General features: G+C 63.9%; 13 protein-coding genes and 1 CRISPR repeat array (1 of these 14 cut by a window edge). Of the genes, 3 read left to right on the top strand and 10 right to left on the bottom strand.

Features of this window, described 5'->3' with window-relative positions:
• Nucleotides 1-155: 155 nt before the first annotated feature.
• From EL335_RS05245 to EL335_RS05275, 7 genes are read right to left on the bottom strand one after another with little or no spacing between them, the layout of a single operon-like run.
• Nucleotides 156-1,271 carry an acetate/propionate family kinase gene (locus EL335_RS05245; protein WP_126444776.1) on the bottom strand — a complete coding sequence of 372 codons (1,116 nt, stop codon included), beginning with the start codon at nt 1,269-1,271 and terminating at the stop codon, nt 156-158.
• An 11-nt stretch (nt 1,272-1,282) separates the two neighbouring features.
• On the bottom strand, nt 1,283-2,695 hold the full coding sequence (locus tag EL335_RS05250; protein ID WP_126444778.1) for a bifunctional enoyl-CoA hydratase/phosphate acetyltransferase: 1,413 nt from the start codon (nt 2,693-2,695) through the stop codon (nt 1,283-1,285).
• Between the two features lie 40 nt (nt 2,696-2,735).
• Complete coding sequence (locus EL335_RS05255; RefSeq protein WP_126444780.1) at nt 2,736-3,512, bottom strand: M90 family metallopeptidase; 777 nt, start codon at nt 3,510-3,512, stop codon at nt 2,736-2,738.
• Nucleotides 3,513-3,541: 29 nt separating this feature from the next.
• Complete coding sequence (locus tag EL335_RS05260; RefSeq protein WP_126444782.1) at nt 3,542-4,315, bottom strand: peptidyl-prolyl cis-trans isomerase; 774 nt, start codon at nt 4,313-4,315, stop codon at nt 3,542-3,544.
• 21 nt (nt 4,316-4,336) lie between these two features.
• A complete protein-coding gene (locus EL335_RS05265; protein ID WP_126444784.1) occupies nt 4,337-4,597 on the bottom strand; it encodes a BolA family protein in 261 nt (86 codons plus the stop codon).
• Nucleotides 4,594-4,893, bottom strand: a complete 300-nt coding sequence (locus EL335_RS05270; RefSeq protein WP_126444786.1) for a YciI family protein — start codon at nt 4,891-4,893, stop codon at nt 4,594-4,596. Before EL335_RS05270 ends, EL335_RS05265 begins: the two co-directional genes overlap by 4 nt.
• A complete protein-coding gene (locus EL335_RS05275; protein WP_126444788.1) occupies nt 4,893-5,432 on the bottom strand; it encodes a septation protein A in 540 nt (179 codons plus the stop codon). Before EL335_RS05275 ends, EL335_RS05270 begins: the two co-directional genes overlap by 1 nt.
• A 44-nt stretch (nt 5,433-5,476) precedes the next feature.
• Here EL335_RS05275 and EL335_RS05280 point away from each other — a divergent pair, with 44 nt between their 5' ends.
• Together EL335_RS05280 and EL335_RS05285 are read left to right on the top strand one after the other, a co-directional pair.
• Nucleotides 5,477-6,730: a D-amino acid dehydrogenase gene (locus EL335_RS05280; RefSeq protein ID WP_126444790.1), complete on the top strand. Its 1,254-nt coding sequence runs from the start codon at nt 5,477-5,479 to the stop codon at nt 6,728-6,730.
• A 57-nt stretch (nt 6,731-6,787) separates the two neighbouring features.
• Nucleotides 6,788-8,542, top strand: a complete 1,755-nt coding sequence (locus EL335_RS05285; RefSeq protein ID WP_126444792.1) for a DEAD/DEAH box helicase — start codon at nt 6,788-6,790, stop codon at nt 8,540-8,542.
• Here EL335_RS05285 and EL335_RS05290 read toward each other — a convergent pair.
• From EL335_RS05290 to EL335_RS05300, 3 genes are read right to left on the bottom strand one after another with little or no spacing between them, the layout of a single operon-like run.
• Complete coding sequence (locus EL335_RS05290) at nt 8,496-9,215, bottom strand: UDP-2,3-diacylglucosamine diphosphatase (protein ID WP_126447706.1); 720 nt, start codon at nt 9,213-9,215, stop codon at nt 8,496-8,498. The genes EL335_RS05285 and EL335_RS05290 overlap by 47 nt on opposite strands.
• Nucleotides 9,212-9,703 (bottom strand): peptidylprolyl isomerase, encoded by a 492-nt coding sequence (locus EL335_RS05295; protein WP_126444794.1) that lies wholly within the window; start codon nt 9,701-9,703, stop codon nt 9,212-9,214. Before EL335_RS05295 ends, EL335_RS05290 begins: the two co-directional genes overlap by 4 nt.
• 11 nt (nt 9,704-9,714) lie before the next feature.
• Nucleotides 9,715-10,275: a peptidylprolyl isomerase gene (locus EL335_RS05300; RefSeq protein ID WP_126444796.1), complete on the bottom strand. Its 561-nt coding sequence runs from the start codon at nt 10,273-10,275 to the stop codon at nt 9,715-9,717.
• A 270-nt stretch (nt 10,276-10,545) separates the two neighbouring features.
• On the opposite strand from EL335_RS05300, the gene cysS reads away from it, so the two are divergent.
• Nucleotides 10,546-11,925 carry a cysteine--tRNA ligase gene (gene cysS / locus EL335_RS05305; protein ID WP_126444798.1) on the top strand — a complete coding sequence of 460 codons (1,380 nt, stop codon included), beginning with the start codon at nt 10,546-10,548 and terminating at the stop codon, nt 11,923-11,925.
• Nucleotides 11,926-12,064: 139 nt separating this feature from the next.
• Nucleotides 12,065-12,644: direct repeats of the CRISPR family, unit length 37 nt; unit sequence GTTGTAGCTCCCTCTCTCACCCCGGATAGCTACAATT; it runs 395 nt beyond the window's last position.

Here is a 12,644-nt window from a genome sequence, read left to right on the forward strand (position 1 = left end):
AATTATACGTGCGGCGCAGTCGGCGCTGGCGGAAATGAGGACGTCCCGTCGGGCGCCGACTCATTTCGGAGAGTCGGCGCTGGCGGAAATGAGAACGTCCCGTCGGGCGCCGACTCATTTCGGAGAGTCGGCGCTGGCGGGACGGCATGAAATTCTCAGCCGATCAGCTCCGCCGCGTGACGCGCCAGCATCCATTCCTCGTTGGTCGGCAGGACGAGCACGGCTGTCTTGCTGGCTGGCGTGCTGATGCGCTGCTGATGGGCCGCATTGGCCGCAGGATCGATTTCCACGCCCAGCCAGCCCAACTGGCGGCAAACCCGTTCGCGCACCGGTGCGGCATGCTCGCCGATGCCGCCCGTGAATACGAAGGCATCGAGGCCGCCGAGCGCGGCGATGAGCGAGCCGGTCTCGCGCACGATGCGGTAGCAGAAGAGCTCGACGGCTTCGCGCGCTTCGGGCCGGTCGGTTGAGAGCAGCACACGCATGTCGGCGGAGATGCCCGAGACGCCGAGCAGGCCGGATTCCTTGTAGAGCAGCCGGGTGAGCGCCGGCGTGTCCATGTCGGCGTACTCCATCAGATACAGCAGCACACCGGGATCGAGGCTGCCGCAGCGCGTGCCCATCATCAGGCCTTCGAGCGCGGTAAAACCCATCGTCGTCGCCTGGCTCTTCCTGCCGCGCATGGCGCACATCGAGGCGCCGTTGCCCAGATGCGCGACGATCACACGGCCGTCGGCCTGTTGCGCCGGCAGATGCTGCGGCAGCACCTCGGCGATGTATTCGTAGGAGAGGCCGTGAAAACCGTAGCGGCGCACGCCTTGCGCGGTGATGCGGCGCGGCAGCGCAAACAGCTGGGCCAGCTCCGGCTGGCTGCGATGGAAGGCGGTATCGAAACAGGCGATCTGCGGCACGTCGGGCAGCGCGGCCTGCATCGCCTCGATGCCGGCGAGATTGTGCGGCTGATGAAGCGGCGCGAGCGGGATGAAGGCCTTGAGCTGCGCGAGGTGTTGCGCGTCGATCACGATCGGCTGCGCGTAGCGTTCGCCGCCGTGGACGACACGGTGACCGACGCCAACGATCGTCCAGTCGGCGGCCTGCGCACGCACCCAGTGCAGCAGACGCTCGATGGCGGCGCGATGGGCTCCCTCTTCGCTGCCGACCTCGATCAGGCCATCGAATTCGGGCTTGGCCGGGATCGGATCGGCACGTCGGAACAGCGCATATTTGATCGTTGCCGATCCGCTGTTGAGAGTCAGTAGGGCATCGGCCATCGTGCGCCCGCTTACTTGCAGGTGCCGCGCTTGCAATGGGCCATGACGACGGCAATCGCCGTCGAGGCGGTGCGCGTCTGCGCCGAATCGGCGCGGCTGGTCAGCACGATCGGCACGCGCGCGCCGAGCACGATGCCGGCGGCGAGCGCATCGGCGAGATATTCGAGTTGCTTGGCGAGCATGTTGCCGGATTCGATGTCCGGCACCAGCAGGATGTCGGCTTGTCCCGCCACCGCCGATTTGATGCCTTTGGTGCGCGCGGCGACCACCGAGATCGCGTTGTCGAAGGCAAGGGGCCCATCGAGGATGCCGCCCTCGATCTGGCCGCGGTCGGCCATCTTGCACAACGCAGCGGCGTCGAGCGTGGCGGGCATCTTGGCATTCACCGTCTCGACCGCGGCGAGCAGCGCGACCTTGGGCTCGGGAATCTTCAGCATGTGCGCCAGATCGATCGCATTCTGCACGATGTCGACCTTGGTCGGCAGATCGGGCGCGACATTGACCGCGGCATCGGTGATCATCAGCGGGCGCGGGTAGGTCGGCACGTCCATCAGGAACACGTGACTGATGCGCCGGTCGGTGCGCAAGCCGGTGGCCTTGTCCACCACTTCACTCATCAGCTCGTCGGTGTGCAGGCTGCCCTTCATCAATGCTTCGACGAGACCTTCGCGCGCCAGCGCGACGCCAGATTCCGCAGCGGCATGGCTGTGCGGCACGTCGAGGAACTGGCAGCCGTAGAGATTGAGCCCGAGCTCCTCGGCCAATGCGCGGATGCGTTTCTCCGGGCCGACCAGGGTCGGATCGATCAGACCACGATCGCGCGCCAAGAGCGCCCCCTTCAGCGATTCGGCATCGCAGGGGTGCACCACGGCCATCGGAATCGGCGCGAGCCCCGCGGTGATCTCGAGCAGATGCTCGTAGCGCGCGGTCTTGGTCGCCGAGAGCTTGATTTCCGGCAGCGCGACCTTCATGCGCTTGATCTTTTCGACCGGCGCGATCACCTCGGCCGTGCCACTGATGACCAGCTCGCCCTCCTGATTGGCGCAGCGGCAATCGAACAGGATGTGGTGATTGTGGTCGAACTTGCGCTGGCAGGTGATGGTCGCGGTGAGCGTATCGCCGATGCGCACGACGCGGTCGAAATGCAGGTTCTGATCGACATAGACGGTGCCGGGGCCGGGAAACTGCGTGCCGAGGATGTTCGAGAACAGCATCGCGCCCCACATGCCGTGGCCGACGACCTCGCGGAACTGCGACGAACGGGCATATTCCGGATCGACATGGGTCGGGTTCATGTCGCCGGAGATGATCGCGAACATCTGGATGTCCTCGGGCCGCAAGGTGCGCGTCAGCGACGCGGAATCGCCGACCTGGATCTCGTCGTAGGTGCGGTTTTCGATCGTGTCGATGAAATCGTGGCTCATGGCGGTCCCGAGTGGAGAAAATGGGCGGGCGTATTTTGCCTTACTTTTGCTGCAACGCAATAAAGCCAGTCAGAGGATCCTGACGGTAGAAACGCCGCAGCTGCTCATAGACGGCCGGATATTCGGCCATCAAGAGATCGGGCGCTTCGAAGAACACCTCGCTCGTGACGGCGAAGAATTCGCTCGGATGGAGGGCGGCGTAGGGGTCGATCGCCGTGTCCTCACCGGCCTCGACACGCCGGCAGAAATCGTCGAAGGCTGGCTGATACGCGGCACTCCAGTCGGCGGCGCGCATGTCGGCGTGGAGCCGCGGCATGCCGTCGACCGCGCCGTTGGTCATGTCGAGCTTGTGGGCGAATTCGTGGATGACGATGCTGACGTCGCCGGGTTCGGTCGGGTCGTCGAACCATGACAGCAGCACCGGGCCACCTTCCCAGGCCTCGCCGAGCACGGGGTCGTCGTATTCATGGACGACGCCGTCTTCATCGACGATCTGGCGCGGGATGACGAAGTCGCCGGGATAGACGACGATGCCGACCCAGCCGCGATACCAGTCGAGCCCGAGCTCGAGGATCGGCAGGCAGGCCTGCAGCGCGATCGAGAGCTGGATCGGGGCAGTCAGCTGCAGACCCTGCGCGCCGCTCCATTCCTTGCTGGCGATGAACTCGCGCGCCAGGGCGCGCAGGCGCTGGCGCTGCCCATCATTCAGCCGATCGAGGAACGGCAGCGGATATTCCGCCGCCTGCCATTGGGTTTCACTGATTTCGAGTGCGGCGGCGGCGCGCTGTCGCCGCCATCTGCGCCAGACGTCCAGCAATGTGCCGTCCTGTCAGCGCCGAGTTCCGCTTATTCGACTTTGGCCTTCGCGCGCAGATCGAGAATATGCTTCTCGACGGCTTGCTGGCGCAAGCGTTGGATGATCTGCGGCTTGACCTCGTCGAGCGGCGGCGCTTTCAGTTCGCGCACGTCGTCGAGCTGGATCACATGCCAGCCGAAATTGGTCTGCACCGGGGATTCGGTGAATTTACCTTTCGCGAGCTTGACCATCGCGTCGGCGAAGGCCGGCACGTAGCTGGCCTTGTTCGCCCAGCCGAGTTCGCCGCCCTTGTCCTTGGAGCCGGGGTCCTTGGAGAGCTTGGCCAGCTCCTCGAACTTCTGACCGGCCTTGAGCTTGGCGATGATGTCCTTGGCCTCTTCCTCCTTGTCGACGAGGATGTGGCGCGCCTTGTATTCCTTGTCGCCGAGCGCGTTCCTGATCGCGTCATATTCCTTTTTGACGTCTTCATCGCTGATCTTGAGCGCCTTGGCGTAATCGTTCAGATAGGCGCCGATCAGCACGCCCTGGCGGGCGAGATCGATCTGCGCCTGCACGTCGGGCTTCTTGTCGAGGCCCTTGGCGCTGGCGGCCTGCGCCAGCACTTCGCGGCGCACCAATTCTTCCTTGACGGCCTTTTCGAGCTCAGGGGTCTTGGCCTGACCCTGCGCCAGCTGGTGGGCGATCAGGACCTCGGCGCGGCTGGCCGGGATGGGTTTGCCATTGACCTTGGCGACCGGATCGGCAGCCAGGACGGTGGAGGAAGCAAAAGCGAGCAGAGCGAGCGGAAGCAGGGTGCGTTTCATGGCGGGTGTCCGGGTGAAAAATTAGGTTTCTTCGGGGGTCTTGGCGGTGATGCTCAGCGCATGGATGCGGGCATTGGGCAGATCGCCGACGGCATCATACACCAGGCGGTGGCGCTGCAAGGTCGACAGGCCGGCAAAGCAGGGCGCGACGATACGGATGGCGTAGTGGCCGCCTTCTTTCGCACCGGCATGGCCAGCATGCTGGGCGCTGTCGTCGCGGATCTCGAGTGCGCTGGGCGCGAGAGCGGCGAGGCGTGCCCGGATCAGCTCGACGGCGCTCATGGCAGAACCTTCTTGAAGGGCTTCACCGTCACGCTGGCATAGACGCCGGCGGCATTGTAAGGATCGGCTTGTGCCCAGGCTTGCGCTTCCTCGAGGGAAGAAAACTCGGCGACGATCAAGCTGCCGGAAAAGCCGGCCGGGCCGGGGTCTGGGCTGTCGATCGCCGGGCAGGGGCCGGCGAGGATCAGCCGGCCGGCGGCGAGCAGCACTTGCAGCCGTTCGAGATGGGCAGGGCGCGCAATCAACCGCTTGTCGAGGCTGCCTGGAGCGTCGCTGCCGAGGATCATGTAGAGCATCAATGCGACTCCTTGTCTTCGAGGTGTTTGGCGAGGAACAGCCCCTGCGCGACGACGAAAGCGAGCATCAGGCCCATGCCGCCGAACAGCTTGAAATTCACCCAGGCGTCCTCGCTGAAGTGGTAGGCGACGTAGAGATTGAGTGCACCCATCAGCGCGAAGAAAGCGGCCCAGGCGAGATTGAGGCGGCTCCAGATACCGTCGGGTAGGGTCATCTGCTGGCCGAGCATGCTGCGTATCAGGTTTTTGTCGAACAGCCAGGCCGAGCCGGAGAGCACCAGCGCGAACAGCCAATAGAGGATCGTCGGTTTCCATTTGATGAACGTCGGATCGTGCAAGAGCAGCGTCATGCCGCCGAAGACGACGATCAGCACGAGACTGACCCAAAGCATCTTGTCGACCTTGCCGTGGCGGAAATGCACCCAGCCGATCTGCGCGCAGGTTGCGACGATGGCGACGCCGGTCGCGACATAGATGCCGGCGAACTTGTAGGCGACGAAGAACAGGATGACCGGAAAGAGGTCGAAGAGGAACTTCATGTGGGTGCCTATAATCCTGCGCTGGCGGTGAATGGGAAACTCGAATGCGTATTGTAGTGCTTGGAGCGGGACTGATCGGCGTCGCTTCCGCCTGGTTCCTCGCCCGGGAGGGTCACGAGGTGACCGTCATCGACCGTCAGCCCGGCCCGGCGCTGGAGACCAGTTTCGCCAACGGTGGCCAGATCTCGACCAGTCATGCCGAACCGTGGGCGAATCCCGCGACACCGCTGAAGATCCTCAAATGGCTGGGCCGCGAGGATTCGCCGCTTTTGTGGCGGCTGCGCGCCGATGCCGCCCAATGGCGCTGGGGATTGCGCTTCCTGCGCGAATGCACGCCCAGCCGCACACGCGCCAACATCCGCGCGATCCTTGCGCTCTCGCTCGACAGCCGCGCGCGCGTGAAAGCCTTGCGTCACGAGCTGGGGCTCGAATACGACTGCCTGGAGCGTGGCATCCTGCATTACTACACCGACGAGCAGGAATTCGCGCGCGCCGTTCCCCAGGCCGAATTCATGCAGCAGTTCGGCTGCGAGCGCAGTGTCAAGTCGGCGGCCGAATGTCTGGCGATCGAGCCGGCGCTCAAGGATTCGACGCTGCCGATCGTCGGCGGCACCTACACGCCGGGCGACGAATCGGGCGATGCACGGCGTTTTACCCTGGCGTTGGCTGGCCATTGCCGGCAGCACGGCGTGAGGTTCCTTTACGGCAGCGCAATCGCCGGCATCGAAACCGCGGGCGGACGGTTCAATGCGGTGCGCCTCGTCAATGACAAACGCATCGCCGGCGAGGCCTGCGTCGTCGCGCTCGGCAGCTACACGCCCGGGCTGTTGCGGCCGCTGGGCATACGCCTGCCGATCTATCCTGCCAAAGGCTATTCGATCACCATTGCCCTGTCCCCCGATGCGCCGGCGCCGAGCGTGAGTCTGACCGACGATGGCGCGAAGATCGTCTATTCGCGCCTGGGCGAGCGCCTGCGCGTGGCCGGCACGGCCGAATTCACTGGTCTGGACACGTCGATCAATCCCGCGCGCATCGCGCCGCTCATCCGCCGCGTGCGGCAGATCTTCCCGCGGCTTGCCTTGCGCGACGACGCCGTCGAACCTTGGGCCGGACTGCGTCCGGCTACGCCCGGCAACGTGCCGCTGATCGGCCCGACGCCGATCGGCGGGCTGTATGTGAATAGCGGCCACGGCACGCTGGGCTGGACGATGGCGGTCGGCTCCGGCCGGCTGCTGGCCGATCTCGTTTCGGGGCGTGCGCCGGCCATCGACCCTGCGCCTTACCAGATTCTGCGATAATGCCGGCCCGCGCGGCCTGAAAGGCCTTTCTTCACCCTGCCAGACGCAGGCTTTCCCATGACCGACACCCTCGACTCCTTCGCGGCGCTCGCGCTGCCGCCGTATCTCCTTTCCGCACTCGCCGAAGTCGGCTATGAGACGCCGTCGCCGATCCAGGCCGCCTGCATCCCGCATCTGTTGGCTGGGCGCGACCTCTTGGGCGAGGCGCAGACCGGCACCGGCAAGACCGCGGCGTTTGCCCTGCCGATCCTGGCGCGGCTCGATCTCGCCGACAAACGTCCGCAGGCGCTGGTGCTCGCACCGACGCGCGAGCTGGCGATCCAGGTCGCCGAGGCGTTCCAGAAATATGCGCACCAGATGCCGGGCTTCCATGTCTTGCCGATCTACGGCGGCCAGAGCATGGTGATCCAGCTGCGGGCTCTCGCGCGCGGCGCGCAGGTGATCGTCGGCACTCCCGGACGGGTGATGGATCACCTGGAAAGGAAGAGCCTGAATCTCGACCATCTCAAAACGCTGGTGCTCGACGAGGCCGATGAGATGCTGCGCATGGGGTTCATCGACGATGTCGAATGGATCCTCGAACACACGCCGGCGACGAGACAGACGGCGCTCTTCTCGGCGACGATGCCCGAGCCGATCCGCCGCATCGCCAGCCGTTATCTGCGCGATCCAGAACAGGTGAAGATCCGTGCCGCCACCACGACTGTCGCGGCGATCAAGCAGAAGTACTGGAAGGTTTCCGGCGCGGACAAGCTCGAAGCGCTGACCCGCATGCTGGAAGTCGAGGAGGATTTCGAGGCGGCGATCGTTTTCGTGCGCACCAAGACCGCGACGGTCGAGCTCGCCGACAAGCTGGAGGCACGCGGCTACGAGGCGGCGGCCCTGAACGGCGACATGACGCAGGGCTTGCGCGAGCAGGTGATCGAACGTTTGAAGAATGGCAGCCTCGACATCGTCGTCGCCACCGACGTCGCTGCGCGCGGCCTGGACGTGCCGCGCATCAGCCATGTCATCAACTACGACATTCCTTACGACACCGAAGCCTATGTGCACCGCATCGGCCGCACCGGTCGGGCCGGTCGCACGGGGGTTGCGATCCTGTTCGTCAGCCCGCGCGAGATGCGCATGCTCAAAACCATCGAGCGCGCCACGCGCCAGCCGATCGAGCCGGTGGCGCTGCCCACACGCGGCGAAGTGGCCGAGCGGCGCGTGCAACAGTTCCGCCAGCAGGTGCTCGACACACTCGCCGAGGAGAATCTCGACTTCTTCTACGACGTGGTGCGGCGCATGGAAAACGAAGACGGTCTGGCGACGCGGCAGATCGCCGCCGCGCTCGCGTTTCTTGCTCAGCGCGAGCGGCCTTTGCAGCCAGAGGGGTTGGATGAGCCGGCGCCCAGCGTGCCGCGCGCCGCCCCAGCGCGCAGCAAACGTGCCGTTGTGCCAGCGCCGAGTCTGGCCCCAGCGGAGCGCAAACCGCGTTCAATGCCGGCGGCCGGGCGCGATTTCGATGCGGCACCGCGGCTACGCTACCGGATCGAGGTTGGCCGCAACCAAGGCGCGTTGCCGAAAGAGATCGTCGGCGCGATCGCCAACGAAGGCGGCATCGACGGCAGGCTGATCGGCCAGATCGATCTGTTCGATGACTACAGCACGGTGGAGCTGCCCGAGTTGCCGCCGCAGGTGCTCGAAACGCTCAAGCGCACGCGGGTGCGTCATCTGCCGCTCAAGATCCGTCCGGCCAAGCCGGGCGAGGGCGAACGGACATTCAAACGGAAAACCGCCAGTTCGCCGCCGCGCAGAAAAGCGCGCTGAGCCGGCCAGGGTTCCAGTCGCCGAGCACCCAGCGCAGGCAGGGTTTGCCGGCGACGAGATGCTCGTGACGTCCCTGCCGATGGGTGTGGCCGTGGATCAGCGCCTGGGCGCGATGCGCAGCGCACATGGCAGCGACCGCGTCGGCATTCACGTCCATGATCTGAGCCGGCTTGTGTTGCTTTTCCTTTTCGCTTAAGGCGCGCAGGGCTTCGATCTCGCGTTTGCGATCCGCCAGCGGCCGGGCAAGAAAAGCCTCCCGCCAGGCCGGCTTGCGGACCTCTTCGCGGAAGCGCTGGTAGTCGATGTCGTCGGTGCACAGCTGATCGCCGTGCGTGAGCACGGTGCGGATGCCGTCGATTTCCCGCACGCAAGGATCGGAAAGCAAGGTGAGGCCGGCCGCGCCGGCAAAGGCTGCGCCGATCAAAAAATCGCGGTTGCCGGCCATGAATTCGAGCCGCACCCCGCTGTCGGATAGCGTGCGCAAGGCGGCGACGATGCGGGCGTTGAAGGGATCGGCCAGATCGTCGTCGCCGGCCCAATATTCGAACAGGTCGCCGAGGATGGTCAGTCGGCTCGCCTCGCGCGCCGGGCCGGCGAGGAAATCGAGGAAGGTCTGCACCGTCCCCGGCTCGGTCGGGGAGAGATGCAGGTCGGAGATGAATAGCTCGCTCAGACGACTTCCGCCTTCTCGATCACGACGTCCTCGACCGGCACGTCCTGGTGGAAGCCCCTGTTGCCGGTCTTCACGCGCCTGATCGCGTCGACGACGTCCATGCCCTCGACGACGCGCCCGAACACGCAGTAGCCCCAGCCATTGCCCGAGGGCGCGCGAAAATCGAGAAAGTCGTTGTCGGCGACGTTGATGAAGAACTGCGCGGTGGCCGAGTGCGGGTCCGAGGTGCGCGCCATCGCGATCGTGCCACGCTGGTTTTTCAGACCGTTGGCTGCCTCGTTCTCGATCGCTGCGTTGGTCGGTTTCTGTTTCATGCCGGGCAGGAAGCCGCCCCCCTGGATCATGAAGCCGTCGATCACGCGGTGGAAGATCGTGCCGTCGTAATGGCCGGCCTTGACGTAATCGATGAAGTTGGCGACGGTCTTCGGCGCCTTCTCGGCGTCGAGTTCGAGCGTGATGGTGCCGAGGTTGGTGGTGAGCTTGATCATTCTGGGGTTCCTTATTTCTTGTCGAGGATGCGGGCGGTTTCGATGACGACGGGAGTGAGCGGGACGTTCTGGTGGAAGCCGGCATTGCCGGTGGGAACCTTGGCGATTTTCTGCACGACATCGAGGCCCCGCACGACCTGGCCGAATACGGCATAGCCCCAGCCGTCCTGGCCCGGATAGTCGAGGAAGGCATTGTCCTTGACGTTGATGAAGAACTGCGCCGCGGCCGAGTGCGGATCGCGCGTCCTGGCCATCGCGATGCTGCCGGTGACGTTCTTGAGGCCGTTCTTGGCCTCGTTGGGGATTGGCGCACGGGTCGGCTTTTCCTTCATGTCGGGGGTCATGCCGCCGCCCTGGATCATGAAGCCGTCGATCACGCGATGGAAGATCGTGCCGTCGTAGAAGCCGTCCTTGACGTATTGCAGGAAGTTTTCGGTGGTCTTCGGCGCTCTGGCGGCATCGAGTTCGAGAACGATCACGCCGAGGCTGGTCTTCAGCTCGACCTGGGGATTGGCGGCGGCCGCGGCCAACGGGAAAAACAGCGCGGACAACAGCGCGAACAAATGTTTCATGATCCCAGATTGTCCATTGGAACGCGAGCGGGTATCAAAAGCGAGGGCGAGCAGGTTTGCGTTACCGCGACGAGCCAATAGCGGAGCCTATTGGCGAGGAGCGGGGGCGCAAAGATGCCGCCCGCAGCTCGAAAACCGCCGCGTAGGGCGTTGAAATGATCGTATCGAATGCTCATGGCGAATCAGCCCGGTCTAATGGTCAATTTGGGATGATATCTCCGTCCGGAACAAACGACGTATGATTCTAGCCTTTTGTGCGACGCTTCTCCCATGCTGAAAATCTTCAATTCGCTGACCCGCTCCGTGCAAGAGTTCGTGCCCATCGAGCCTGGCAAGGTGCGTCTCTACGTGTGCGGCATGACCGTCTATGACTACTGCCATCTCGGCCACGCCCGCGTGCTGGTGGTCTTCGACATGGTGGTGCGCTGGCTCGAGGCCAGCGGCTATCGGGTCACCTATGTGCGCAACATCACCGACATCGACGACAAGATCATCAAGCGCGCCGTGGACAATGGCGAGTCGATCCGCAGCCTCACCGACCGTTTCATCGCCGCGATGCACGAGGACGCCGACGCTCTGGGTGTTGCGCGCCCGGATTTCGAGCCACGCGCCACCGAATACGTGCCGGCGATGCTGGCGCTGATCGACAAGCTGGAAAAGAATGGCTACGCCTATGTCGCCGCCAACGGCGACGTCTGCTTCGCGGTGCGCAAGTTTCCCGCCTATGGCAAGCTTTCCGGCAAATCACTCGAAGACCTGCGCGCCGGCGAGCGGGTCGATGTCATGGAAGGCAAGCAAGATCCGCTCGATTTCGTGCTCTGGAAGCACGCCAAAGCGGATGAACCGGACGAGGTGAAATGGGCTTCGCCGTGGGGGCCGGGCCGCCCGGGTTGGCACATCGAATGCTCGGCGATGAGCTCCAAGCTGCTCGGCGAACATTTCGACATCCACGGCGGCGGCCAGGATTTGCAGTTCCCGCACCACGAGAACGAGATCGCCCAATCCGAAGGGGCGCATGGTCATGTCTTCGTCAATTACTGGATGCACAATGGCTTCGTGCGCGTCGATGACGAGAAGATGTCGAAATCACTCGGCAACTTCTTCACCATCCGCGACGTCCTGAAGAAATATCACCCCGAAGTCGTGCGTTTCTTCATCCTGCGCGCGCACTACCGCAGCCCGCTCAATTATTCCGCTGCCCACCTCGAAGACGCGCGCGCCGCTCTGACCCGTCTCTATACCGCGCTGAAAGGCTTCATTGTTGCGCCGAGCGTCGACTGGAACGAGCCGCATGCGATGCGTTTCAAGGCGGCGATGGACGATGACTTCGCCACGCCGGAAGCGATCGCCGTGCTGTTCGATCTCGCCAATGAGGTCAATCGCAGCAAGGATGCCGCGCTGGCGGCGCAGCTCAAAGGGCTGGGCGGGATTCTGGGCCTCTTGCAACGCGATCCAATCGAATTCCTGCAAGCCGGGCCGGCGGCGGGCGAGGGCATGAGCGCTGCGGAAATCGAAGCCAGAGTCGCCGCGCGCGCCGCCGCGAAGAAGGCGAGAAACTTCGCCGAAGCCGACCGCATCCGCGACGAATTGAAGGCCGTCGGCATCATCCTCGAAGACGGCCCGCAAGGCACCACCTGGCGCCGGGCGTGAGCGTCGACGGTGGCGGAAACGAGAGCGTCCCGCCGGGTGCCGAGTCATCTCGAACACTCGGCGCTGGCGGGACGGCACCTTACAGACTGGCCGCGAAGCGGCACGTTTCATGCGGGGGCCGCGAGCTCCCGCATGAAACGTTGTAGCTCCCTCTCTCACCCCGGATAGCTACAATTTAGGCGAAACAATCATATAACATCTTCCGAGTTGTAGCTCCCTCTCTCACCCCGGATAGCTACAATTTCGATTTCGTTCGGCCAGACATTGGCCGGTGTTGTAGCTCCCTCTCTCACCCCGGATAGCTACAATTAATCTGCGCTGGCGTTGGATACGACCCCCCGTTGTAGCTCCCTCTCTCACCCCGGATAGCTACAATTCAGAAATCATTTCCAAAGTGGCGAAATCACGTTGTAGCTCCCTCTCTCACCCCGGATAGCTACAATTGGAGGAAGATCATGACCATACCAGACAAACGTTGTAGCTCCCTCTCTCACCCCGGATAGCTACAATTTGCTTCGTGCTGTTCGCTCGTTCGATGCTGGTTGTAGCTCCCTCTCTCACCCCGGATAGCTACAATTGAGCATCTGCGGAGTTACGCGCCATGTTTCGTTGTAGCTCCCTCTCTCACCCCGGATAGCTACAATTATGACGCAAGTGCTCGGCCAGTGCCTGCGTGTTGTAGCTCCCTCTCTCACCCCGGATAGCTACAATTAAGAATA

This window comes from Sulfuricystis multivorans (assembly GCF_003966565.1).
Classification (GTDB): domain Bacteria; phylum Pseudomonadota; class Gammaproteobacteria; order Burkholderiales; family Rhodocyclaceae; genus Sulfuricystis; species Sulfuricystis multivorans.